Source organism: Streptomyces sp. NPDC051219 (assembly GCF_040682335.1).
In the GTDB taxonomy this organism is placed as follows: Bacteria; Actinomycetota; Actinomycetes; order Streptomycetales; family Streptomycetaceae; genus Streptomyces.
On record NZ_JBFBAS010000015.1, the window covers coordinates 123,560 to 148,130 of the forward strand.

Annotated in this window: 14 protein-coding genes; 6 read left to right on the forward strand and 8 right to left on the reverse strand. The window is 72.1% G+C overall.

Going from position 1 to position 24,571, the window contains the following annotated elements; all coding sequences use genetic code 11:
• Positions 1-79: 79 nt before the first annotated feature.
• From AB0M62_RS19185 to AB0M62_RS19205, 5 genes are read left to right on the forward strand one after another with little or no spacing between them, the layout of a single operon-like run.
• Positions 80-4,174, forward strand: a complete 4,095-nt coding sequence (locus tag AB0M62_RS19185; RefSeq protein ID WP_366075409.1) for an amino acid adenylation domain-containing protein — start codon at positions 80-82, stop codon at positions 4,172-4,174.
• On the forward strand, positions 4,167-7,523 hold the full coding sequence (locus AB0M62_RS19190; RefSeq protein WP_366075410.1) for an amino acid adenylation domain-containing protein: 3,357 nt from the start codon (positions 4,167-4,169) through the stop codon (positions 7,521-7,523). Before AB0M62_RS19185 ends, AB0M62_RS19190 begins: the two co-directional genes overlap by 8 nt.
• Positions 7,523-8,977 carry a condensation domain-containing protein gene (locus AB0M62_RS19195; RefSeq protein WP_366075411.1) on the forward strand — a complete coding sequence of 485 codons (1,455 nt, stop codon included), beginning with the start codon at positions 7,523-7,525 and terminating at the stop codon, positions 8,975-8,977. The genes AB0M62_RS19190 and AB0M62_RS19195 overlap by 1 nt, the downstream gene beginning before the upstream one ends.
• Positions 8,978-8,987: 10 nt before the next feature.
• Positions 8,988-10,178: an acyl-CoA dehydrogenase family protein gene (locus AB0M62_RS19200; protein WP_366075412.1), complete on the forward strand. Its 1,191-nt coding sequence runs from the start codon at positions 8,988-8,990 to the stop codon at positions 10,176-10,178.
• Positions 10,175-11,356: an acyl-CoA dehydrogenase family protein gene (locus AB0M62_RS19205; RefSeq protein ID WP_366075413.1), complete on the forward strand. Its 1,182-nt coding sequence runs from the start codon at positions 10,175-10,177 to the stop codon at positions 11,354-11,356. The genes AB0M62_RS19200 and AB0M62_RS19205 overlap by 4 nt, the downstream gene beginning before the upstream one ends.
• Before the next feature lie 55 nt (positions 11,357-11,411).
• Here AB0M62_RS19205 and AB0M62_RS19210 read toward each other — a convergent pair whose 3' ends face one another.
• The 6 genes from AB0M62_RS19210 to AB0M62_RS19235 all read right to left on the reverse strand — a co-directional run bounded on the left by AB0M62_RS19210 (position 11,412) and on the right by AB0M62_RS19235 (position 20,434).
• A complete protein-coding gene (locus AB0M62_RS19210; protein WP_366075414.1) occupies positions 11,412-11,981 on the reverse strand; it encodes a GNAT family N-acetyltransferase in 570 nt (189 codons plus the stop codon).
• Positions 11,982-11,989: 8 nt separating this feature from the next.
• Positions 11,990-13,084, reverse strand: a complete 1,095-nt coding sequence (locus tag AB0M62_RS19215) for a GntG family PLP-dependent aldolase (protein WP_366075415.1) — start codon at positions 13,082-13,084, stop codon at positions 11,990-11,992.
• The gene (locus AB0M62_RS19220; protein WP_366075416.1) at positions 13,081-13,770 is read right to left on the reverse strand and encodes a DUF2461 domain-containing protein; all 690 of its coding nucleotides are present in this window, start codon (positions 13,768-13,770) and stop codon (positions 13,081-13,083) included. Before AB0M62_RS19220 ends, AB0M62_RS19215 begins: the two co-directional genes overlap by 4 nt.
• Positions 13,767-15,164, reverse strand: coding sequence for a serine hydroxymethyltransferase (gene glyA, locus AB0M62_RS19225; RefSeq protein WP_366075417.1), 1,398 nt, complete (start codon positions 15,162-15,164; stop codon positions 13,767-13,769). Before glyA ends, AB0M62_RS19220 begins: the two co-directional genes overlap by 4 nt.
• Positions 15,161-18,475 (reverse strand): amino acid adenylation domain-containing protein, encoded by a 3,315-nt coding sequence (locus AB0M62_RS19230; RefSeq protein ID WP_366075418.1) that lies wholly within the window; start codon positions 18,473-18,475, stop codon positions 15,161-15,163. Before AB0M62_RS19230 ends, glyA begins: the two co-directional genes overlap by 4 nt.
• A gap of 99 nt (positions 18,476-18,574) precedes the next feature.
• Complete coding sequence (locus AB0M62_RS19235) at positions 18,575-20,434, reverse strand: BTAD domain-containing putative transcriptional regulator (protein WP_366075420.1); 1,860 nt, start codon at positions 20,432-20,434, stop codon at positions 18,575-18,577.
• Positions 20,435-20,632: 198 nt separating this feature from the next.
• Here AB0M62_RS19235 and AB0M62_RS19240 point away from each other — a divergent pair, with 198 nt between their 5' ends.
• A complete protein-coding gene (locus AB0M62_RS19240; RefSeq protein WP_366075421.1) occupies positions 20,633-20,833 on the forward strand; it encodes a hypothetical protein in 201 nt (66 codons plus the stop codon).
• Positions 20,834-20,858: 25 nt separating this feature from the next.
• Here AB0M62_RS19240 and AB0M62_RS19245 read toward each other — a convergent pair whose 3' ends face one another.
• Positions 20,859-23,879: a BTAD domain-containing putative transcriptional regulator gene (locus tag AB0M62_RS19245; RefSeq protein ID WP_366075422.1), complete on the reverse strand. Its 3,021-nt coding sequence runs from the start codon at positions 23,877-23,879 to the stop codon at positions 20,859-20,861.
• Positions 23,880-24,000: 121 nt separating this feature from the next.
• Entirely contained in the window at positions 24,001-24,522 is a 522-nt protein-coding gene (locus AB0M62_RS19250) for a helix-turn-helix domain-containing protein (protein WP_366075423.1), read from the reverse strand.
• Between the last annotated feature and the right edge of the window lie 49 nt (positions 24,523-24,571).

Below are 24,571 nucleotides of genomic sequence, written 5' to 3' on the forward strand. Positions count from 1 at the left end.
GTGCCGGCGGACCGGCGCCCACTCCGACCCGTACACCCCCTCGCCGTATCCCTCTCCCGAAGACGCACGGAGGCTCAAGGTGAGCGAGTCCCTCGCCGAACGCATAGCCGCACTGCCGAAGTCCCGCCGGGCACTGTTCCAGGCCCTCGCGGGCCGCAACGGCGGGCGTGCCGCCGTGCGGGAGGACCCCGAGCCGGCCACACGGGACCCCGGCGACCCGGCGGTGCTCTCCTTCGCCCAGCGGCGGCTGTGGTTCATCGACCAGCTCCAGCCCGGCAGTCCCGCCTACAACGTCCCGGTCGCCACCCGGATCCGCGGTCCCCTTGACGTCCCCGCGCTGCACGCGGCCCTCCAGGAGGTCGTGGACCGGCACGAGGTGCTGCGCACCGTGTACACCGACCAGGAGGGCGCTGCCGAGGCGGTGCCCCGTGTGCTGGACGGCTTCCGGCTGCCGCTGCCCGTCACCGACCTGCCCGACGAGGCGGCCATCAGGCCCTTCTACGACGCGGACGCCGCCGCCCCCTTCGATCTCGCGGGCGCGGTACCGCTGCGAGCCTCCCTCGGGCGGCTCGGGGCGCAGGACCATGTCCTGGTCCTCAACCTCCACCACATCGTCACCGACGGCTGGTCGATGCGGCTTCTCTACACCGAGCTGGAGCGCGCCTATGCCGCCCGGGTCGGGGAAGCCGCCGAACCACTGCCCCGCCCGGCCCTCCAGTACGCCGACTTCGCGGCCTGGCAGCGCGATCGCATCAGCGGCGAGCGGCTGGCGAAACTCACCTCCTTCTGGCGTGAGGAACTGGACGGGACCGGCCCGGTGGACCTGCCCACCGACCGGCCGCGGCCGCCCGTCTTCGGCCACGCCGGAGCGTCTCGCTACATCGAGCTTCCACCGGAACTCATCGTCCGCCTGCGGGAGTTCGGCAAGTCGGAGGGCGCCACCCTCTACATGACGATGCTGGCCGGCTTCGCCGCCACCCTGCGCCGCTGGACCGGTCAGGAGGACATCGTCGTCGGCACGTCCGTCTCGGGCCGCGACCACCCGGCGTTCAGCGAACTCATCGGCTTCTTCGTCAACACCCTGCCCCTGCGCATCCGGACCGGCGGCGACCCCGGCTTCGCCGAGCTGGTCCGCGCCACCCGCCGGACCACCCTGCAGGCATACGCCCACCAGGAACTGCCCTTCGATCTGATCGTCGACACGCTGGGGCTGCCGCGTGACCCGAGCCGTCCGCCGCTCACCTCGGTCATGTTCCTGCTGGACGAGACCCCCGACACCGCTCCGGGCCTTGCCGGACTCGGCACGGAGCCCATCGACTTCTCCTCCCGGGCCACCAAGTACGACCTGATGATCAGCGTGCACGACACCGGCACCGCCGTCCGCGCCCTGGTGGAGTACCCGACGGATCTCTTCGACGCCTCCACCGTCGACCGGCTGCTCGGCCACTTCCTCACCACCCTCGAAGGCGCCGTCGCCCGCCCGGACGCCCCGCTGTCCGCCCTTCCGCTGCTCACCGACGCCGAACGCCGCGCCGCCCTGGACGACTGGAACGCCACCCGCGCCCCCTTCCCCGAGGACGCCTGCCTGCACCACCTCTTCGAACAGCACGCCGACCGCCGTCCCGACGCACCGGCCGTCGTCTGCGGCGGACTGGGCGGCTGGGCCGTCACCTACCGCGAGCTGGAGGAGCGCGCCAACCGGCTCGCCCACCGCCTCGTCGAGGCGGGCGCCGGCCGCGACCGCACCGTCGCCCTGTGCCTGCGCCGCGGCCCTGGGCTGGTCACCGCGATCCTCGCGGTGCTCAAGGCAGGCGGGGCGTACGTCCCGCTTGACCCGGACTACCCGGCCGAGCGCCTCGCCCTGCTGCTGCGCGACGCCGCTCCGCCGATCGTCGTCTCCGACTCGGAGCTGATCGGCAGGCTGCCCGTCACCTCCACCACCACCCGGGTGCTGCTGGACACCGACCGGCCGGCCGTCGCCGAGCTGCCCCCGACCCGGCCCGCGGTCCCGGTCACCTCACGCGACCTGGCGTACGTCATCTTCACCTCGGGTTCCACCGGCACTCCCAAGGGAATTGCCCTGGAGCACCGGGGCGTGGTCAACAACCTGCTCGACCTGAACCGTTCGTACGGCATCCGGCCCGGCGACGCGGTGCTGGCCCTGTCTTCGCCGAGCTTCGACATGAGCGTGTACGAGACGCTGGGCATGCTGGCGGCGGGCGGCACCCTGGTGCTCCCCGACCCGGCCGCCGCCAAGGATCCGGCGCACTGGGCCGACCTGATCCAGCGGCACGGCGTGACGGTGTGGAACTCCGCGCCCGCCCTGCTCGACCTTCTCGTCGACCAGCTCGAATACGCGCAAGGGCCCGAACTGCCGCGTCTGCGCACCGCTTTCCTCGGCGGCGACTGGATCCCGGTCGCCCAGCCGGACCGGATCCGCGCCTTCGCTCCGGAACTGGCGTTCGTGGCGCTCGGCGGGGCGACCGAGGCGTCCATCCACTCGGTGGAGTTCCAGGTCGGCAGGGTGGCTCCCGGCTGGACCAAGCTGCCGTACGGACGGCCGATGGCCAACCAGCTCACCTACATCCTCGACCCGCAGGACCGGCTGGTCCCGGTCGGCGTACCCGGCGAGCTGCACCTCGGCGGTGTCGGGCTGGCCCGCGGCTATCTCGGCAGGCCCGAGCTGACCGCGGAGAAGTTCGTCCCCGTCGAATTGGCGCCAGGCCGCACGGAACGGCTCTACCGCACCGGCGACCTGGCCCGTTACGGTCCGGACGGGACCATCGAACTCCTCGGCCGCACCGACTTCCGCATCAAGCTCAACGGGCTGCGTATCGAGCCGGGGGAGGTGGAGAGCGCACTGCGCGACCGGCCGGGGGTGCGCGAAGCCGTCGTCGTCGCCCGGCAGTCGGCCGGCTCGGCACGGCTCGTCGGGTACGTCGTACCGGAGGACGGCGCAGCCCTCGACCTCGCGGCGCTGCGCACCGCGCTCGGCGCCGTACTGCCCCCGCACTGCGTGCCCGCCGAACTCCTCGTACTGGAGCGGCTGCCGCTCAGCCCCAACGGCAAGGTGGACCGCAAGGCCCTGCCCACCCGGCGGGCCGACGCGCCCGCGGACGCACCGCGGCAGGCCGCCGCGATTGCGGGCGACGACACCGCCCACCGCATCGCCGCCGTCTGGGCCGAGGTGCTGGACCTCCCGGGCGTCGGTCCCGACGACGACTTCTTCGCGCTCGGCGGGGACTCCTTCGCGGCCGTCCGGGCCGTGCGGGCCGTCTCCGCCGCCCTCGCCAGGGACGGCGCGCCGGCCGACCTGAGGGTCGTCGACCTGTTCAGCAATCCGACCCCTGCCGGACTCGCCGCCCGTGCCGCCGAACTCGCCGGACACTCCGCCGACGGGACGGCCCCGCACCGGCTGCTGCACCGGCTGACCCCGGAGCGGCCCGCCGGCACCACCGCCCTCACCCTGGTGTGCTTCCCGCACGGCGGCGGCGACGCCATCGCCTATCAGCCGCTGGCCGCCCAACTGCCGGCGCACATCGAGCTGCTGGCGGTATCTCCGCCCGGCCACGACCCGCTGCGGCCCGGTCCCATGCTGCCGGTCGCCGAGTTCGCGGAGCTGGCGGCCGAGGAGATCGCCCGGACCGTGAACGGACCGTACGCCGTCTACGGGCACTGCGCCGGAGTCGTCACGGCGCTGGAGACCACGCACGCCCTCGAACGGCGCGGGCAACGGCCCCTCGCCCTCCACCTCGCGGCGGCGCTTCCCGAGGAGGACCCCGAGTACGCGCTCGAAATGGAACGCGTCTCCAGCGACGACGACCTCGTCGCCTATCTGACCACCATGGACGGCTTCGACGGTGTCCTCGACGACAGCGACCTCACCACCGTGCTCCGGATGGTCCGGCACGACATGACCGAGGCCGCCCGCTTCTTCGCCCGCACCCCCGACGGCTACCAGCAGCCGCTGGTCACCCCGCTCACCTGCGTCATCGGCGACGCCGACGACGCCACCGAAGGCTACGAGCAGGGGTACCGCGCCTGGGCCCGGTACGCCCCCGATCTGCGGCTTGCCGTGATCCCCGGTGGCCGGCACTACTTCGCCAAGCATCTGCCCGACCGGCTCGCCGCACTGCTGGCCGACCTGCACCGCAACGGAGGAACCCATGTCTGATCTCGCCGAACGGCTCGGCCGGCTGCCCCAGGGGCAGCGCTCCCGGCTGCTGGGCCGGATGCGCAACCAGATGACCGCCGGCGTCGGCCGCCGCATCGAGCTCAAGCGCACCGACCACGGCCAGCGTTCCCGCTCCTCGTTCCAGCAGGAGCAGATGTGGTTCGTTGACCGGCTGGGCGCGGGCAAGGCCCGCAACAACATAGCCCTGGCCATACGTCTGGGAGGGCCGCTCGACCGGGCGGCGCTGCACGAGGCGCTGAACGCCGTGGTCTCCCGGCACCAGGTGCTGCACAGCAAGCTCGTCGAAGTCGACGGAGTGCCCTGGCAGGAGCCCGTCCCCTCCTTCGTCCTCGGCATCCAGAGCACCGATCTCTCCGGGAGCGACGACGCCGACCGCGAGCTGAACGCCCTCACCGCCTCCTGCGCCTCCGCCCCCTTCGACCTGGCCGCCGCCCCGCCGGTACGGGCCCATCTGGTGCGCCTGGCCGCCGACCGGCACGTCCTGCTGTGGGTGGTGCACCATGTCGTCTGGGACCCGGGCTCCACGCGGATCTTCACCGAGGAGCTGACCTCCTGCTACGCGGCAGCCGCCGCGGGACGTCGTCCCGAATGCCCTGAACTCGCCGTGGAGTACGCCGACTTCGCCGCCTGGCAGCGCGCCAAGCTGGAGAGCGAGGAGCACGGCCGCGCGCTCGCCGACAAGTGGCGGCAGATCCTGGCCGGCGCGCAGGCCACCGAGGTAATGCCGGACCACCCGCGCACCCCCGAGACCCGGGGCGACGGCCGCGGTCTCAAAGTCAATCTGGACCGGGAGCTGCTGGACCGGCTGAACGAGGTCGCGGAGAGCAACAGCACCACGGTCTTCACCACCCTGCTGGCCGCCTTCAACGCACTGCTGCGGCACTGGACGCGCACCGAGGACGTCGTCGTCGGCACGGCCAGCGCTTCCCGCCCGCACCCCGACCTGGAACGGGTCATCGGCTGCTTCGTCCAGATGATCACCCTGCGCACCGAGGTCACCGACGGCCTCACCTTCCGCGAACTGGTCGCGCTCACCGCCGGCACGGTCATGGACGCCTTCACCAACAGCGAGCTGCCCTTCGAGCAGGTCGTGGAAGCCGTCCGCCCGGTCCGTGACCCGCTGCGGCACCCGCTCTTCCAGATCGAGTTCACCTCGCTCGGCCGCTGGGGCACCCACCGTGCGGAGGCCGCCGGAGTCGAGTTCGCCATGGACCAGCTGCACGACGGAGCCGCCAAGTTCGACATGAGCTTCCTCGTCGGCGAGAACGACGGGCTCGAACTGTCCCTGGAGTACAACACCTCCCTCTACCGGCACGGCACGGCCGCCGCCCTCCTCGCCGCCTTCCGGCGTGTCCTGGAACAGGTCGCCGAGAACCCGGACCTCCCGGTCGGCGAACTGAGCCTCGTCGAGGAGCCCGCCGCGTCCCGGCACGCCCGCGAACTGTCCCGCGGCGGCCCCGTCGACGAGACCGCCTGGACCACCACCGTGGACCGCGCCTTCCGCGAGCGCGCCACCATTCACCCGGACGCCGTCGCCGTCCGGCACGGCAGCACGCGGCTCGACTACGCCGCACTCGACCGCTGGTCCGAGGCCATCGCCCACCGGCTGCGCGACCGCGGGGTCAGGCACGGCGACCCGGTGGCCGTCTGCCTCGGGCGCGGCCCTGCGGCAGTCGCCGGCCTCCTCGGCATACTCAAGGCGGGGGCCCACTACGTCCCGGTCGACCCGGCCGCGCCCGCCGAGCGTACGAAGACGGTGCTGGCCGACGCCAAGGTCCGGCACGCCCTCGTCGACGACGCGGCGGAGCTGCCCGTACCGCTGGAACTGGTGCAGGCCGGCTCGACCGCGCCGGTCCGCGAAGTGCCGTCCCTCGCCCCCACCGCCACCCCCGGCGACCTGGCCTACGTCCTGTACACCTCCGGCAGCAGCGGCACCCCCAAGGGGGTGATGATCGAGCACCGGTCGGTGACCCACTTCTCCCGCACCATCGCCAAGTCTTACGAAATCGGGGCGGGCGACCGTGTGCTCCAGTTCGCCCCGCTCACCTTCGACGTCTCCGTCTTCGAGGTCTTCACCACACTGCTGGCGGGCGGTGAACTCGTCATCGCCAACGACGACGAGCGCCGCGACCCTGCGCTGTTGCAGACCCGGCTCCGCGAGGACGCGGTGACGGTCGCGGAACTCCCGCCCGCCCTGCTCCCGCTGCTGGACCAGGCCCAACTCCCCGCCCTGCGACTGGTGTCCGTCGGCGGCGAGGCGTTCCCCGGCAAGCTCGTCGCCGAATGGACGGCCGGGGAGCGGCGGTTCGTCAACGGCTACGGCCCGACCGAGGCCACCGTCGCCGTCACCCTGATGGACTGCACCGGCAGCTACGACCGCAACCCGCCCATCGGCCGCCCCATGCCCGGCCACCAGGCTTTCGTCCTCGACGAGCGGCTGCGTCCGGTGCCGCCCGGCGTACCAGGTGAGCTGTGCGTCGCCGGGCCGGGGGTGGCGCGCGGCTATCTGGGCCGGCCAGAACTCACCGCCGAACGCTTCACCGGCAACCCGTACGCCGACGGCCCGGAGACCGAACGCCTCTACCGCACCGGTGACCTTGTCCGCTGGCTGCCCGGAGGCAATCTGGACTTCCTCGGCCGCACGGACCGCCAGCTGAAACTGCGCGGCCACCGCATAGAACCGGGCGAGGTCGAGGCCGTCCTCACCGGCCACCCCTCCGTGCAGCAGGCCGTAGCCGTCGCCCAGCCCGCCGCGGGCGGCGACAGGATGCTCGCCGCCTACGTCACGGTCGAGCAGGTCGGTGCGTACGCCTCCGAGGTCGCCGACGCCGAGGGGCTGCGCTCCTACGCCGCGGCCCGGCTCCCCGGCTACATGGTGCCGGTGGTCGTCGTCCTCCCCGAACTGCCCCTCACCCCGCACGGCAAGGTCGATGTCGCGGCGCTGCCGCTGCCGGTGGACCAGGCCGCCGAAGGGGGCACCGCCCCGCGCGACGCGATCGAGGAGCAGATCTGCCGGGACATCCTCACACCCCTGCTGGAATGGTCCAGCCCGGACGTCGAGGGCGACTTCTTCGCCCTGGGCGGCAGCTCCCTCCAGGCCACCATCGTGGTGTCACGGGTCCGCGCCCTTTTCGGCATCGACATCGCCCTCGCCGACTTCTTCAGCAGGCCGACCGTCTCCGGGCTCGCCGAACTGGTGCGCAGCGCGAAGGCGGAGGCCGCCGGCGAGCAGGACCGGCTGTTGGCGGTCTTCGAGCAGATCGAGAACATGAGCGACGAGGAGGCCGCCGAACTGCTCGGCTCCATACAGACGCCGGACGGCCCGTGATGACCGCCCCGGCGGAGTCCGCACCGGCAGCGGCAGTTGCCGCGCAGTCCGGCACGGCCCGGCTCGAGGGGGCGCTCGCCGCGCTGCCCGAGTCGAAACGCGAACTGGCCCGGTTGCTGCTCGCGGCCCGGCAGACCGTACCCGCCCGCCCGGCCCCGCGCTCCGGTGCCGGGCCGGTGCCGGCCACCGCCCTGCAGACGCGGGTGTGGCGCCGCGAGTACGCCCACCCGGGCACGGGCACCGGCTCGCACGCGGTACGGCTGACGGGCCGTCTCGACCCGGCACGGCTGCGGGACGCGCTCACCGGCGTACTGCGCCAGCACGAGGCGCTGCGCACCCGGCTGGTGGCCGGCACCGGAGAACCGGCGGGCGCCCGGCTGGTCGTGGACGACGAACCCTGCCTGCGGCTGACGCAGACCGACCTCTCCGCGTACGAACCGCAGGGCCGGGCCGACCGGGTCGCGCGGCAGATCACCGAGAGCGCCGGCACGGTCCTCGACCTGGAGTCCGGGCGCACCAGCTGGTTCCGGCTGCTTCGGCTCGCCCCCGAGGAACACGTACTGATCCTCACCTCGCACCTCGCGGTCTTCGACGGCTGGTCCTCCGGGGTGTTCCTCACCGACCTCGCGGCCGCCTACCGGGACGGCGGGGACAGCCTCGCCCCGCCCGATCTGCAGTTCCCCGACTACGCGGACTGGCAGCGCCGCTGGCTGGCAGGGCCGGACGGTGCCGCCGACCTGGCCCGCCGCCGGGCGGTGTTCGCCGGTTCCCCGCCGGCGCCGCGGGCCCCTGGGGGCTTCGAGCGGGGGCATCTTCCGGTCCGGCTGGCCCGCAGGCCCGTCGAAGCCGGGCTGGCGCTCGGCGCCGCCGAGGGGGCGACCCCGTTCATGACGCTGCTCACCGCGCTGGCCGTGGTACTGGCGAGGCGGGAGGGGCGTACCGACGTGGTGATCGGCACTCCGGCCGCCGGCCGGTTCGCCGGTCCGCTGGAAGGGGCCGTCGGGCAGTTCACCACCGTCGTACCGATCCGGCTCGACCTCTCCGGAGAGCCGCCCTTCCGGGAGCTGCTGCACCGCGCCCGCACGGCGGTCGCCGAGGCGCTCAGCCACCAACGGCTCCCGCTGGACGCCCTGTTCGGCGAGGGCGACCCGCCGCCGTACAGCGTCCTGTTCGCCCTTCACAACTACCCGGCCGTCCCCTTCGACCTGCCGGGAATCGAGGTGAGCCAGCTGCCCGGCCCGCCCGCGCGTCATCTGGAGCTCTACAGCCCCGACCCCGCCGCCACGCTCGCCTGTGTCGGCCTGGTCGAACGCGACGGCGAAATCGGCGGCACCGCCGAGTACAACCGCCGGGCGGCCGCGCCCGAGGACGTGCGCGGACTGCTCACCGGAATCGAAGAAGTGCTGGACCGGGCGGTTGCCGCGCCCGCATCCCCGACCATCACCCGGACCTGAGGGGGCAGCCGTGCTCACCACCGAGTTCTACCGCGCACCGGCGGACTGCGGGCTCGTCCGGAGCGGCGCCGGCGTGCCCCGTACGCCCATGCGCGCCCTCCGCGAGGAGGTCCACGACATCCTCGTCTCCGCGCCGGTTGCCGAAGCCCGGCGCACCCGGGACCCGAGGCCGATTCACCGGGCGCTGGGCGAGGCCGGTCTCCTCGCGCCCCAGTGGCCCGAGGAGTACGGAGGGAGGGGTATCAGCCAGGTCGCGGCCGCCGTGTTGGTCGAGGAACTGGCCATGCACGACGTACCGGACCTGCTGCACACCCTCACCGTGCAGATCGTCGGCTCCACCCTGCTCAACGTCGCGAGCGCCGAGATGAAGGCCAGGCATCTGCCGGGCTTCGCGGCCGGGACGGCGTTCGGCTGTGTGCTCTTCAGCGAGCCGCAGGCCGGCTCCGACCTGAACATCCTCTCCACCCGCGCGGTCTCCGACGGCAACGGCGGCTACAAGCTGTACGGCACCAAGGTCCACTCCCTGTTCGCCCGGCTCGCGGACTACGGCCTGTGCCTGGCACGCGGCGAGAACGACGCGTTCAGTCTGTTCCTGGTGCCGCTCGCCCAGAAGGGCGTCACCATCCGGCCGATCCCCGGCATCGGCGACGACGCCTTCCACGAAGTCACCCTGGACGGGGTGGCCGTCACCGCGGACGACGTGGTCGGTGAACTCGGCCAGGGCTGGGCCATTGTGGTCAAGACCCTCGCCTTCGAACGCACCGGACTCGACTACTACGTCAAGGCCCTGCGCTGGTACCGGGCCGCCGTGGAGCGGCTCGAGGTCCACACCGACCGGCTGGAGGCCGGCCAGCACGACCAGATCGGCCTGGCCAAGCTCAACGCCCGGCTCCTGGCCGCGGGCACGCTGGTCCGCCGCGTCCTCACCCGGCTGGACCGGGGTGAACTCAACGAGGACGAGGCCGCCGCCGCCAAGTGGTACACGACCGAACTCGCCGCAGAGGTCGCCTGGTGGGCCGCCGAACTCGACGGCGACCGGAGCATGACCCTCGACGACCCAGAGGTCGACGGGGTGGCACACCCACTTGATTCGGCGATGCGTGAAGCCCCCGGGATGCGGATATCCGGCGGCACCGCCGAAATGATGCTGGAGACGCTGGCCCGGCTGCGTCTCGACTCAGGGGCGGAGGTTCGGCCGTGACACATGGTGCTGGAACACACAGTGCTTCGACACACACTGCTGGGACGCAGAGGGCGGGAACACAGGGAGAAGCGGGCGGCAGGACGGCCGAGCGGTGGCGCGAGCGGGAGGACGAGGACTCCCTCTTCCGGCAGTTGCGCCTCACGGTGCGCCAGGGCCTGGAGGTCGACGGGGACACGCCCGCCGGTTCCTGGGAAGCGCTGACGCAGGTCGGCGCCTGGGAGTTCGCACTGCCCATCGACAAGGACGGGCTCGACCTGGGCCAGGCCGTGCTCGCCATGGTGTGCGAAGAGGCGGGCAACGCCATGCAGCCCGTACCGCTGCCCGACACCCTCCTTGCCCTGGACCTGCTGTCCGGCCTCGGCCCCGCCGCGCCCGAGGCGGTCGACGAGCTGCTCGACCGGGTACGGGCCGGCGAGCATCCGATCGCCGTGCCGGGCCGGCTGCCGGACCCGAGAGGTGTCGTTCCGCCGGGCCTCACCTGGAAACCGGACCCTGCCACCGGCGACATCCTGCTGACCGGTACCGGCGGCCCGTTCGCCGCCGGGGTCGGCGCCGGCGCGCTGCTGGTTCCGGCGAGCGGGCCGGACGGGCCGTGTGTCGCGCTGGTCGCCCTGCCCACCGCGGGGCTCCAGGTGCGGCCGCTGCGCGACCACGGCGGGGGAGCGGTGGCCGGCGCCGTCTTCGACGAGGCGCGTGTGCCGGCCGAGGCCGTCGTACTGCGCGGGATCGCCGCGGAACAGGCGCTCGCCCGGGCGGGACTGCGGGCCGCGGTCCACCAGGCCTCGTTGCTGGCCGGCATCACGGCGGCCGCCCTGACCGCGGTGGTGTCGCGGATCCGGGGCCGCCAGCAGTTCGGGCAGGCTCTGGTCAAGCACCAGGGGCCACGGCTGCGGGTGGCCGGACTGCTGGCCAGGCTGGACGCGGTGCGCTGGGCCGTGGGCGACGCCGCGCGGGACCTCGACGAAGGCCGCCTCACCCCGGGCGAGGCGGCCGGGCTGATCGCGCTCACGGCGGAGACCACACTCGACGTCACGCGCGACGCCGTCCACCTGCACGGCGCGTCGGGACTGGTACGGGACGGACTGGTCGCCGGATGCTACCGGCGCGCGGCCTGGGAGGCACTGCGCTGCGGCCGTCCCGCCCAGCTGTGGGACACCGCGGCGCACACCCCCTGAGACGGCGGGAAGGGGCTCCCGCCGGTGCGGAAGCCCCTTCCCCGGTGCGGGGCGATCAGGCCAGATCGCGCCGCATCACCCACCGGTGCCGCTTGTCGCTCTTGGCCTCGGTCATCTTCACGCGCCGGAAGCCGGCCCGCTCGAACATCTCCATCGTCCCGACGTAGGCCAGAGTCGGGTTCACCCGGCCGCCCTCCGGGTCCACCGGATACCCCTCGACCGCCGGCGCGCCGTGCGCGCGGGCGTGCTCGACCGCGCCCTCCAGCAGGCCCGACGCGACACCCTTGCCGCGGAAGTCCTTGCGTACGACGAAGCAGGTCACCGACCACACGGGCTGGTCGTCCACCGGGGTGATCGTCTTCGAGGCGGTGAGACGGTCGAGTTGCTTCCGCGGCGCCACGTTGCACCAGCCGGCCACCTCCCCGTCCACATAGCCCAGCACTCCTGGCGGCGGGTCCGCGGACTCGACAAGGGAGCGCATGTGCTTGCCCCGCTCGTCGGCCGTCATCCGGCCGTAGTCACCGGTGGACAGCCGCCACGCCATGCACCAGCAGGTGTGGGCACTCTTCTTCGGCTGAAGAACGGCCTGCAGATCGTCCCAGCGCTCCGCCGTTGCGGGTCGCACTTCTAAACTCATGCTGCCTCTTCGCTCTCTTCCGCTTTCTCCATGTGCCCCGTACACGCGCTGCGCTGCATCCCGGGGCCCGCTTCACTCATAGCCGCCACAAGCACCTGCACGGCACGTTGACACGCATTTCGTCCGACATCCAGATGGGTGACCATCCGGACCACCGACGGTCCGGGCGCGGTCACCAGCACCCCCTTGCGAGCTGCCCTCCTCACTACGTCCTCGGCGCCGGGCGTCTCGACGAGGACGATGTTGGTCTCCGGCGGACGCACCGGGTACCCCGCGTCCCGCAACCCCGCCGCCAGCAGGGCGGCGTTGCGGTGGTCTTCGCCGATCCGCTCCTGGTGGTGGTCCACGGCGTACAGGCCGGCAGCCGCCAGGATGCCGGCCTGCCGCATACCGCCGCCCAGTCCGTGCCGCAACTTCCGTGCGTGCGCCAGGCTTTCGGCGGCCAGCAGAAGCACGCTGCCGACCGGCGCCCCGAGCCCCTTCGACAGGCAGACGGAGAGCGAGTCGGCCACCTGCGCCCCGTACTCCTGCGGCGGTGTCCCGGTCGCGGCCAGAGCGTTCCAGACCCGGGCGCCGTCCACATGGACGGCGACACCCGCCTCCGCGGTCAGCCTGCGCACCGCGCGAAGCGTCGCCGGCGGGTGGACCGTGCCTCCCGCGCGGGTGTGGGTCTGCTCGACCTCCACCGCACGGGTGCCGACGGTGTACGCGTTCCCGGGCCGCAGGACCTCGGCGAGCGCCTCCGGGGTGACCAGACCGCGCCCCCCCGACACGGTCCGCGTCTGGATCCCTCCGTACCGCGCGGGCGAGGCCTCCTCGTGCGCCAGGATGTGCGCCTCGGCGTCGCAGACCAGCTCCTCGCCCGGTCCGGCCAGGAGACGCAGGCCTATCTGGTTGGCCATCACCCCGGACGGTACGAACAGCGCGCCGGAGAATCCGAACATGCCGGCCAGCCGTTCCTCCAGCGCGCGCACCGTAGGGTCCTCGCCGAACAGGTCGTCGCCGACCTCCGCGGACGCCATCGCGGCGCGCATTCCCGGAGTCGGCCGGGTCACCGTGTCGCTGCGCAGATCGACGGTCTCGGGTGTCATGACGGGTTGTCAACTCCTCTTGGGCAGGGCTCCGGAGTGAGCTTGCGGGCGGCCACCCAGTCCAGCAGCGGCAGGACCGTCCGCCAGGTCTCGCGGACCAGATCCCCGGCACGGGCGGTGTGGACGTCCGGTCCCGGCCCGTACCGGCGGCCGGCGTCGATCTTGCGGTGCCGCAGCAGGTCCAGCCGCGGATGGTCCGCCGGGACACCACGCGGCCGGGACTTGAGGCGGTCGCCGGCGATCGTGAATCCCCGGCCCGTCAACCGCTCGGTGATCAGGACGAGTTCCGCGCCGCCGTCCTCGTCCTCGACGGCGGCGCGGTACCGGGCGATCTGGTCGCCGGCGTACGGGTAGTACCGCCCGGAGACGTACAGCCCCCGCTGGTCCAGATGCAGCCAGAAGCCCAGACAGGGCAGCAGGTCCAGGTAGGCGCCCTGGTAGGTCTTGTACGGGGATTTGTCGTGGGACATCCGGGTGTCGCGGACGGGGCCGAGTACCCGCACCCCGTCCGGTCCCGCGTACTCAGGGAAGGCGTCGCTCAGTTCGGCGGCCAGCTCGTCCATCGGCGCGCGTACCTCGCGCTCGTACACCTCTCGGTGGCGCAGCCGCCATGCCTCCTTGGTGTTGTCGGCCGCGAGGTCCGCGTACAGGCGCAGCGCCGAGGGCGGGAAGCCGCTGAAGGTCATGACAGATAGCCCGGCAGGGGGTGGCGGACGCACAGCTGCGAGACCCGGGCGCGGACCCGGTCGCGTACCGGGTCCGGCAGGACCCCGCCGCCGGCGCGCAGCGCGTCGAGGACGTCTCCGACCAGGTCGGCGCACTCGGCGGTGGCGGCCCGGTCCATTCCGCGGGCGGCCAGCGTGTTGCTCCCCAGTCTCAGCCCGCCCGTCACCCGGACGGGAGTGGTGTCGCCCGGTACACGGTTGCGGTTGACCACGATCCCGCAGGATTCCAGGGCCTGTTCGGCGATGTCGCCGGTCAGTCCGGTGCCGCGCAGGTCCAGCAGCACCATGTGGGTGTCGGTGCCGCCGGTGACCAGACGCAGTCCGCGCTCGGACATGCGCTCCGCGATGGTCTGCGCGCCGTCCGCCAGGCGTTTGGCCAGTTCGGCGAAGTCGGGGCTCGCCACGAAGTCCAGTGCCCGTGCCTTGGCAGCGATCGACGCCAGGTCGGGCGTGCCCTGGGTGAACGGAAACACGGCGCGGCGCAGAGTCGCGGCGAGGGTGCCGCGTTCCGGGCCGGCCTTGCGCGCGTCGCGGCCCAGCAGGATCAGTCCGCCGCGCGGACCGTACAGCTGCTTGTAGGTGCTGGTGGTGGTGACATGGGCGTGGTCGACCGGGCTGGGGTGCAGTCCGGCCGCGACGAGCCCGGCGATGTGCGAGATGTCGGCGAGCAGGTAGGCGTTGGCCTCGTCCGCGATCTCCCGGAACCGGGCGAAGTCGATGCTCCGCGGGTAGGCGCTGGCGCCGCACACGATCAGCTTGGGCCGGTGGGCGAGGGCCGTCGTGCGGATCTGGTCGTAGTCGAGGAGGCCTTCGGGGGTCACCCGGTAGCCCTTGGCCCGGTAGTAGCGGCCGGTCACCGAGGCGGGAGAGCCGTGCGTGAGGTGCCCGCCGCAGTCGAGGTCCAGACCGAGCAGGGTGTCACCGGGGCTCAGCAGTGCGGTGATGACGGCGAGGTTCGCAGAGGACCCGGAGTGCGGCTGCACGATCGCGTCCTGGGCGCCGAAGGCCGCACGGGCCCGGTCGATGGCGAGCTTCTCGATCTCGTCGGCGACCCCGCAGCCGGCGTGGTAGCGGCCGCCGGGGTACCCCTCGGCGGTGAGATTGCCGAGCGCGCTGCCCCCGCAGGCGAGTACGGAGGGGTCGGCGACGCTGGAGGCCGCGACCATCATCAGGGTGTCGTTCTGGCGCGCGGACTCCCGGGTCAGCAGGGCGTACAGCGACGCGTCGGCGTCCCGTAGCCGGGCCGCGGCGTGACCGGCGAACGTGACCAGATCGGGTCCCGCCGCCGGGCCGGCGACGAGCGGCCCGCCGTCCTCGGACGGCTCGGTGACGGGCGCGGGCAGGGTGAGACTCATGACTGTCCCCTCTCGGACTTGTGCGTCGTGTCCGTGCTGTCCGTGCTGTGCTGCGCGTCCGGGGCGTCCGCCTCCATCTCGCTGAGTGCCTCCGCGGCGGCGACGGCGCCCGCGCCGTGCTGCTCGTCCGCGGCGATCTTCTCGGCCAGATCGGCGACCAGGGGGTTCTGGAACACGGTCTTGACGGGTACGGGTACACCCAGCAGCTCCTGGAGGAGACCGGCCAGCCGGGTGCCGCTGAGTGAATCTCCGCCCAGCTTGAAGAAGTTGTCGCCGGGCGCCACCCGGTCCAGGCCCAGGATGTCCGCGACGGCCGCGCACAGCACCAGCTCCAGGGCACTGCCCGGTTCCTCGCCGCCGTCCCCGGGAGTTTCGTCCTCGGCGGAGTGCTGCTGCCCGGCGGTGGCGGCCAGCAGCAGCCGGTCGACCTTGCCATTGCGCGTGAGTGGCAGTTCGTCGAGCACGGTGACCGCGGACGGCACCATGTAGGAGGGCAGTTGCTCGGTGAGCCGGGCCAGGACCGGCCCGGCCGCGCCGCCCGGCTCGGTCACCACGAAGGCGTGCAGCCGGCGGACGCCGTGCGCGCTGGCCGGAGCCACCACCACGGCCGCCGCCACCGTTTCGTCCTGACGCAGCGCCGCCTCGATCTCGCCCAGCTCGATTCGGTGGCCCTGTACCTTCACCTGGAAGTCGTCCCGGCCCAGGATCTCGATGCTGCCGTCCGGCAGATAGCGACCCAGATCGCCCGTCAGGTAGGCCCGTTCACCGGTCTCGGGGAGGTTGACGAACCTGCTGCGGGTGCGCTCCTCGTCGTTCCAGTAGCCGAGCGCCAGCCCCACGTCGCTGGCCACCGCCATCTCGCCGACGACTCCGAGGGGGCGCTCGTACGCCGTGGCGTCGACGATGTAGTAGTGCTGGTTGGTGATGGGCTTGCCGTACGGGATGCTCGTCCAGGACGGGTCCACCTCGCCGATCGGCTGGAAGAGCGACCAGCAGATCGTCTCCGTCGGCCCGCCGGAGCCCACCACCTGGATACGGGGGCTCTGCGCGCGCAGCCGGTCGGGCAGGGTCAGCGGAATCCAGTCGCCGGACAGGACGGACAGCCGCAGCGACTCCAGCGGCCGGCTGTCGCCGCGCCTCTGTCGTACCTCGGCCTCGCCGACGAGCAGTTCCATCAGTACCGGTACGGAGTTCCACAGGGTGACCTGCTCGGCGGCCACCAGATCGGCCCAGACATCCGGCTCCGCATGCTCGAACGGCGGCGGGATCACCACCGTGCCGCCCTGAGTCAGCACTCCGAAGACGTCGTAGATCGAGGCGTCGAAGTGGAGCCCGGAGATGGCCAGCAGCCGGTCCGCCGCGTCGACTTCGAAACGCGCCGCGACATCGCGGACCAGGTTGACCACGCCGATGTGGTCGACCATCACGCCCTTGGGCTCGCCCGTCGAACCGGAGGTGAAGATCGTGTAGGCCAGGTCCGCGGGGGTCTGGGCCGTGTCGGGACGGGTGGCGTTGCCGACCTCGAAGTCCCGGTCCACCCGGTAGCGGCGGGCGGCGGGCGGCCAGCTGATCCGGGCGTCCAGGCCGGACTGGGTGAGGATCTTGTCGACGCCGGCCTCGGCGAGCAGCCGGCGCAGCCGCTCCGGCGGTACGGACGGGTCCAGCGGCAGATAGGCGGCGCCGGCGGCGAGGATGCCGTACACAGCCGCGTACTGCTCCCAGCCCTTCTCCATGACGACGGCGATCAGCTCGCCGGGGGCCGCGCCGTGCGCGCGCAGGATGCGTCCGATGCGCCAAGAGTACGTCGCCAGTTCGGCGTAGGTCAGCCTGCGCTTCGCGTCGACGACGGCCTCGGCGTCGGGAGTGCGGGCGGCCTGCTCGGCGAACAGCTCGTGCAAGGTGATGTACGGTATTTGCCCGGCCGTGTCGTTAACCTGCCGGCGCAACTCGCGTTCGGCCGGCGGGATCAGGTCGAAGCGCTTGGCGTGCAGGCTGTCCGGGTCGTCGCTGAGCCGGTGCAGCAGGGTCACGTACACGCCGAAGGCGGCGTCGATGAATCCGGGCGCGAACGCGCCCTCGACGTAGTCCCAGATGACGCGGAGCTCGCCGTCGAGCTCGCGGAGCTGGACGTCCAGGGAGACCTGCGGCGTCTGCGAGATCGAGTAGACCTCCCGGCCGAGGTCGGTCACCGGGCGGCGGGCCGGGTAGTCGAGCAGGCTGGTGACGACCACGGGCATACCGGCCTGTGCGCCCACGCCGTGCAGCCGGGTCAGCTCGCGCAGCACCCGTACGCCGTTGAAATCGCCGTGTTCGAGGTCGCGGCCGAGCTGGTCGCGCAGGGCGTGTGCACGGTTCAGAAAGGTCTCGCCGGAGCTGTCGGTGGCCAGCAGGACGGCGTTGGTGAAGTCGCCGAGCACTCCGCCGATGCCCTCGTGCACCGAAGGCCGCTGGAAGACCGGATAGTTGAGGGTGAAGTCGGCTTCCTCGGCCCAGCACCGGATCACCTCGGCGAAGGCGGCGGTGAGCAGCACCGAGGGCCTCAGGCCGGCCTCGTGCGCCCTCGCGGCGAACCGCTTCCACTCGGCGGGCGACAGCCGGTGCTCGCGCCGGTCGAAGCGGACGTCGCCGTCACGCGGGCCGCCTGTCGTCGGCAGGGACGGGGCGGGCGGCAGGGAGGGCACACGCTCCAGCCAGTAGTCGCGGGCGGCGCGGAACGTCTCGGTGTGGGGCAGCGCGTCGGCACGCCAGTGCGCGTACTCGGCGAACGTGATCCCGGGGTCGCGGAGTTCGGCGTCCGGGTTCTCGTACAGGTCGATCAGGTCCGGGAAGAGCACCTGGAAGGCGCTGGAGGCGTCCAGCACCTGGAGGTCGATACCGAGATGGACCCGGACGGGATTCCCTTCCCCGGGCAGCCGGATGATTCGCAGGTCGAACAGCGGCCAGCTGCCCACCGGGAAGACCACATGGCTCATCTCGGCACGCAGTTCCGCGAGTTGCTTCGCCGCGTCCTCCTCGGGGAGACCGCGAAGGTCCAGGACCGGTATGTCGTACGGGGGCGGATCGGCCGGCACATGCTGGGTACCGTCCGGGCGGCCGACCGCGCGGAGCATGTCGTGGCGGTCGACCACCCGGCGCCAGGCCGTCTCGAACCGCTCCGGATCGAGGTCGGCGCGCTCCCACTCGAAATAGCCGTAGCAGCCGATACTGCCCAGTTCGACGGCTTCGCCACGCCCGATCATCAGTGCCTGCTGCGTCTCGGTCATCGGGAAGGACGCGTCTTGGCTCGCGCGGGTGTGCAAGAGGTCGGTCATGGGTCCAACTCCACTCGCGGGGTATGGGAACAGGGGCCGGGGCGGGCGGGGGCGGGGGGACGTCGCGCTGCCGGGCAGGGCGAGGCTAGGGGCGGCTGGTTAGCCGGCGGTTACGTTCCGGGGCACGGTGTCCGTGGCGGGAATCCCCTGTCCGCCGGGCAGGGAGAGGGCGAACAACCGCACCAGCGGATGGAACAGATAGCAGGGCTGTCCCCACTCGTCCGCGCCGCTGACCTCCAGCAGTGCCGTGTCGGCGAGCGCCTCCAGCAGCCGCTCGGCGTCCGCCTCCCGTACATCCAGCAGCACGGCGGCCTTCACCGCCGGAAACGGCTCGGACCCCAGTCCGGCCAGCGCGGCGAACGCGTCCCGCGCCTCGGGGTCCAGTGCCCGCCAGGACGGCAGCAGTGCGGTGTGCACATCGAGGTCGCCCGAGTGCAGCTCGCTCAGCCGGGTGGCCGGATCCGCCAGCCGCCGGGCGAGCCTGTCCGGCGCGTAGTGCGGCCGGGCGGCGATCCGGGTGCCTACGATCCGCAGGGCCAGGGGCAGCCCGGCACAGTGCTCCACGATCGCGGACGCCGCGCCGGGGGCCGCCGTCACCCGGTCGGGTCCGGCCGCCGCCGCGAGCAGTTCGAGCGAGGCCCGGGAGCCGAACGGTTCCAGGGCGACCGTGTGCGCGCCGGCCACCGTGGGCAGCGCGGTGCGGCCCGTGACCAGGACGGCGGGTTCCGGTGTGTTGGGCAGCAGCGGGCCGAGCTGGGCGGCGCCGGCCGCGTTGTCCAGCAGGATCAGCAGCCTCTTGCCACCGGTCAGTTCGCGGTAGAGGCGGACTAGTTCGTCCAGGTCGTCGGAGGTGCTCCCGTCGGCCGGCCGGCCGAGCGCGCGCAGCAGATGGCGCAGTACCCGGCAGGGATGCTGCGGGGTGCCGTCGGGCGCCCGGAGGTCGGCGTACAGCTGTCCGTCGGGGAAGTGGCGCTGACAGCGGTGCGCCGCGTGCACGGCGAGGGCGGTCTTGCCGAGCCCAGCCATCCCGGTGACCAGGACACGACGTGGCCGGTCGGCGGCTCCGTCCACCGGGGTGAGAGCCCGGCACACCAGCTCGAGCTCCCGCTCCCGGCCGGTGAAGTCGACCGTGTCCGGGGGCAGCATCGACGGCACGGCGGAGGGCCGGCCGGAGGTATGGGCCGGGCGGACGGCGGCCCGCACCACGGTCCTGGCCTCCGGCTGCCGGCCGAGGCTGCCGTCGAGCAGTGCCTGATACGTGGCCCGCAGCTCCTCGCCGGGGTCCACGCCCAGTTCCTCGGCCAGCACCTCGCGGCCGTGATGGTAGAGATGAATGGCGTCGGCCTGCCGCCCGGAGCGGCACAGGGCGGTCATCAGCTGGCTGCGGATGCGCTCGCGCAGCGGGAACTGTGCGACCAGACCGGTGAGTTCGACGGTGATCTGCTCATGCCGGCCGAGCGCGAGATCCGCGGCGATCCGGTGCTCCAGGGTCACTGCCCGGGCCTCGTTGAGGCGGGGGGACTCGGCATCGGCGAGGTGGTCGGTGGTGTTCGCGAAGGGGAACCCGTTCCACCGCGCCAGGGCGTCACGCAGAAGATCTCCCGCCCTTTCGAAGTCGCCTTCGAGCAGGGCTTCCCGGCCGTCGCGGTCGAGCCGCTCGAATTCGATCAGATCCAGTGTGGAGTCGCCTATGGCCATGGCATATCCGGGTGGCCTGCGGTCGATCAGGACTTCTTCGCCGAGTAATTTCCGCAACCTGGAAACGTACGTGTAGAGCTGGGCGCTGACGGTGGCCGGCGGTGTCCAGCCCCACAGCAGGCGGCTGAGCCGTTCATCGGACACGACCTCTTCGCGGGCCAGCAGGAGGGCCGCGAGCACGGTGTGCAGCTTCGCCCCGGAGAGCGAGGCCCTGCGCCCGTCCTGACGTACCTCGACTGGACCGAGCACTCGGAATTCCATGTGCAGCCCCGTTCGTGATTCATAGGAAGAATCTCCGAACGACGCTAGAGGAGTGCGTTGTTCTCTCGATATCGTGGCGATTTCACGGGGCTCCCGGCGCATGAAATCGGAGGGACAAAGAATCAAAAGGAGGCATCCCTACTGTTCCGTTCGTACCGCAGCAGCGGCAATGACGGTCCACCGAAGAGGGGATTCCAGATGCGCAGCACTCGTACGGCGAAGAGAGCGACAACCGCCTGCCTGGTCGTACTCGCAGGTCTGTTCGTGGGGGCAGCCGACGGACTGGGAACCTCCGCATACTCGGCGACGGTCACGAGCGCGGACGACATGCCGTGGGGCGTGGTCAAGTCGGCGGGTCCGCCGCCGGGCGGTCAGCACGGCGACATGCCGTGGGGCTGACCTCCACACCCACGTAGGACAAGAGTCAGCTGGGTCGGTCCACCAGCAGTAGCGTCAACTCCTCCGCGGTGAAGGAACGTTGCGGCACTTCGCCGGCGTCACTCCCGCTCTCGCTGCAGTCGCCGCCCACCGCGGCGAGCAGCCGCGCCACGCGCGCCCGCCAGGGCTGAGCCCCCACCTCGCCGAACGAGGCATGGGCCCGCCTGAATCTCTCCGCCGCCGCCGCGCTCCGGCCGCCGATCGCCTCCACACAACCGAGATCGGTCTCCACCCGGGCGTTCAGAAAGCAGTCGGCCAGCTCCTCCGTGATCTCCAGGGCCTGCTGCAGCGTGCCCCCCGCCGCTGACAGCAGGCCCTGGCTCCACTGTGTCTGGCCCAGTCCGCGCAGCGCGTGGGCCTCGCCGACCCGGTCGCCCTCCTTGCGTGTGAGCTGCAGGACCTCGCGGAACGACTCCGCCGCCTCATCCAGCTCCCCGGCCCGTAACCGCGCCTCGGCCAGCCGGTAGGTGCCCTGTGCCTCGGCGCGTACGGATCCGGTTCGGCGACTCAGCGCCACGGCCTCGACCGCCAGCGGCAGAGCCCGCTCGACCTGGCCCCGGTCCAGCTCGATCTCGGCGAGGAAACCGAGGAGATGGGCCTCGTTCCCGGTGTCACCGCACTCGTGGAACCCGTCCAGTGCCGCCCGGCAGTACTCCAGCGCCCGGTCCCAGTCCCCCTGGAAGCGGGCGCACATGGCCAGATTGCGCTGCGCGAGCGCCGCGCCGTGTACGTCCCCCGTCTCCCGGAGCAGCCGCAGGGCGGCGATGTTCCAGCCCTCGGCCTGCTCGTAACGCCGCTGGTAGATGGCGAGTGACCCCAGCAGCCGCAACATGATGGCCTCGCCCGGCCGGTCGCCGGTGCGCCGTGCCGACGACAGGGCCAGTTCGGCGCAGCGCTGCCAGTCCTCCAGGTAGTTCCTGGTCTCGAAGTGCGGTACGGCGCTCTCGGTCAGAGTCCACGCGTAGTGGGCCCGGCCGGTCTCCGCCGCGTGCGCGACGACGTCCGTGATGGTCGCGCGCTCGGAGTCGAACCAGTCCAGTGGCGCGGTCAGGAGCTCGTCTGCGTGTTCCGGCAGGAAGCGCGGAGCCGACGCGGGTACGCGGCCGACGGGAAACTCACGCCCGTCCATCCGTCGGTGCGCCTCCTCGGCGAGCCAGAGCCAGGCGGCGAAGGTGCGCTCCAGCGCCGCGTCGCACTCCGCTTCCGGCTCGTCGGCCTCCGCACGCTCCCTGGCGAACAGCCGCAGCAGATCCTGGAAGCGATAGCGGGCCGCCCGGCCAGGTTCGGTGTCGGCGACCTCGAGCAGCTGCGCGTCGACGAGCTGATCGATGAGCTCCTCCGCGTGCCACACATCGGTGTCGAGGACCGCCGCCCCTGCCCACGCCGCGAAGTCGGCGGTGCGCAGCAGCCCCAGTCGGCGGTACATCCGGGCCGTCTCGGGCGGGAGGTCGCGGTACGTGAGCCGGAAGCCCGCGCGTACGCCGCCCTCGCTCGGGCTCAGTTCGTCCAGCCGCCGCCGCTGGTCCCGCAGGCGTTCCACCAGACTCCGCACGCTCAGGTTCGGCTTGGCGGCCAGCCGCGCGCCGGCGATCCGCAGCGCGAGCGGAAGGCAGTCGCAGAGCGCGCTCAGCTGTTCCACGGCCACCGGATCACTGCCGAACCGGTCGGCTCCGGCGATCTTCGTCAGCAGGGTGGTCGCCTCGGTGGGAGCCAGTACCCGCAGTCTGATCCGCAGCGTGGTGTAGTCGCCGGTCAGATCGTCGAGAGCCTCCCGGCTGGTGGCGAGCACTGCGCTGCGGCCGCCTCCCGGCAGGAGGGGTCTCAGCTGGGTGAAGGAACGCACGTTGTCCAGGACGATCAGCGTTCTCCGGGTGCTGAGAAGACTGCGGAACAGCGCCGCCCGCTCGTCCGGCTCCGCCGGGATCTGCGGAGCGGGCGTCCCGAGGGCGCGCAGAAAGCGGTCGAGTACGGCGGCCGGGGAGACCGGCGCGTACTCCTCGTCGTATCCGCGGAGGTCGGCGAAGAGCTGGCCGTCCGGGAACCGGTCCGCGGCCTGACTCGCCCAGTGCACGGCCAGGGCAGTCTTTCCCACTCCGCCCACGCCGACGATGGTCGCCACCGCCGGCGCGTGGGGGTTGTAGGGCTCCTTCAACAGCCGGTCGAGGGCCGCCAGTTCGTACTGGCGTCCGGTGAATCCCATGACGTCGGCGGGCAGCTGCGCCGGGACGGTCTGCGGCGCGACCGGTCTTGCCGGTCCGGCGGTGGGGGGACGCGTCAGCTCGGGTGAGTCCTGGAGGATCAGGTCGTGCAGCTGCTGCAGGGCGGGGCCCGGCTCGATGCCGAGTTCCTCGATGAGCAGGCGCCGGCCCTGCCGGAAGACCTCCAGGGCCTCGGCGCGCTGCCCCGAGCGGTAAAGCGCCAGCATCAGATGTTCACGTGAGTGTTCGCGCAGCGGGTGCTGCTGGACCAGTTCGGTGAGCTCCCCGGTCAGCGCGCGGTGACGGCCGAGCTCGAGCATCAGCCCGGCCCGTTCCTCGATCAGGTCCAGCCGCAGCTGCTCCAGGCGGGTGGCCTCCGCCTCGATCCGCTCTCCGGCCAGTTCGTCGAGTGCCGCCCCCCGCCACTTGTTCAGCGCCTCCTCCAGCAGGGCACAGGCGTCCTCGGCCCGGCCGTGCCGTGCGACGTCCCGGCCCCGTTCCGCCTCCTCCATGAACTCCATTACGTCGATGCGGTGTTCACCACGCGCCAGTACATAGCCCGGGGGAGAAGTGAGCAGCAGATCGGTCACCCCGGCCTGCTTGAAGCTCTTGCGCAGCGTGGCGACACAGATCGCGATCTGGTTGCGAGCGGTCGCGGGAGGGGATTCCGGCCAAACGGCGTCGACGAGGGCGTCGACGGACACGATCCGGTCCGCGGAGAGCAACAGCATCGCGAGAACCGTGGACTGACGCCTGCCGTGGATGCGGAGCGGTCCCTCCGCGGTCTGGACCAGTAGTGGACCCAGCATTCTGAAGACGAACTGATTCAACAGACCCCCCGGCCCCCGGACCACCTGCGTGAGGGCGGTAACGGTACCGCAAAGAAGTGAAGTTGATGAGGGCATAACACCCCCGGGGGTAGGGGCGAATTCAAGCCGGTTCGGCGGGTGTGCGGGGGCTGGGAACATCCGTCGCCGAGGCGGCGGAGCGCAGTGCGAGGGAGAGCTCCCGCAGCAGCTCGACGGCCTTTCGGAACTCCGTTTCCCCGCCGAGTTCCTCGCAGAGATGCTGGGCGAGACCGGCGTGGCCGGCGTCGATCTCGCGCATTGCCGCCACGCCGTCCGCCGTGGCTGTGAGCAGCTTGGACCGCCGGTGGGAAGGGTTTTCCCGGTAGACCGCCAACCCCTGCTCCACCAGCAGGTCCGCGATGCGCTGCACGCTCTGCCGAGTGATTCCGAGACAGCGGCCGATACCCGAGACGGACATCGGCTCGGCGGTCACCACGCCGAGAATCTGCCACCGTGCCGCGCTGAGTCCGGAAGGGAATGTCAACTGGTCCAGTACGGAGGTAAACCTGCCGTTCAGCCGGAAGACGGCCACGGCGGCGCGGCTGAATGCCTCTACATCACGCAGGCCGCCCCGGGCGTCTTCGTCGGACTTTGCGCTACGCACCGCAGCCCCTTCCGTCGGACTTGGCAGCCATACTGGCGACTGGCGTTCG

Bases quoted from the DNA above. Each gene is read 5' to 3' on its own strand.
- AB0M62_RS19190 (WP_366075410.1), top strand. From the start codon at position 4,167: ATGTCTGATCTCGCCGAACGGCTCGGCCGGCTGCCCCAGGGGCAGCGC.
- AB0M62_RS19195 (WP_366075411.1), top strand. From the start codon at position 7,523: ATGACCGCCCCGGCGGAGTCCGCACCGGCAGCGGCAGTTGCCGCGCAG.
- AB0M62_RS19215 (WP_366075415.1), bottom strand. From the start codon at position 13,084: ATGACACCCGAGACCGTCGATCTGCGCAGCGACACGGTGACCCGGCCG.
- AB0M62_RS19220 (WP_366075416.1), bottom strand. From the start codon at position 13,770: ATGACCTTCAGCGGCTTCCCGCCCTCGGCGCTGCGCCTGTACGCGGAC.
- glyA (WP_366075417.1), bottom strand. From the start codon at position 15,164: ATGAGTCTCACCCTGCCCGCGCCCGTCACCGAGCCGTCCGAGGACGGC.
- AB0M62_RS19230 (WP_366075418.1), bottom strand. From the start codon at position 18,475: ATGACCGACCTCTTGCACACCCGCGCGAGCCAAGACGCGTCCTTCCCG.
- AB0M62_RS19235 (WP_366075420.1), bottom strand. From the start codon at position 20,434: ATGGAATTCCGAGTGCTCGGTCCAGTCGAGGTACGTCAGGACGGGCGC.
- AB0M62_RS19240 (WP_366075421.1), top strand. From the start codon at position 20,633: ATGCGCAGCACTCGTACGGCGAAGAGAGCGACAACCGCCTGCCTGGTC.
- AB0M62_RS19245 (WP_366075422.1), bottom strand. From the start codon at position 23,879: ATGCTGGGTCCACTACTGGTCCAGACCGCGGAGGGACCGCTCCGCATC.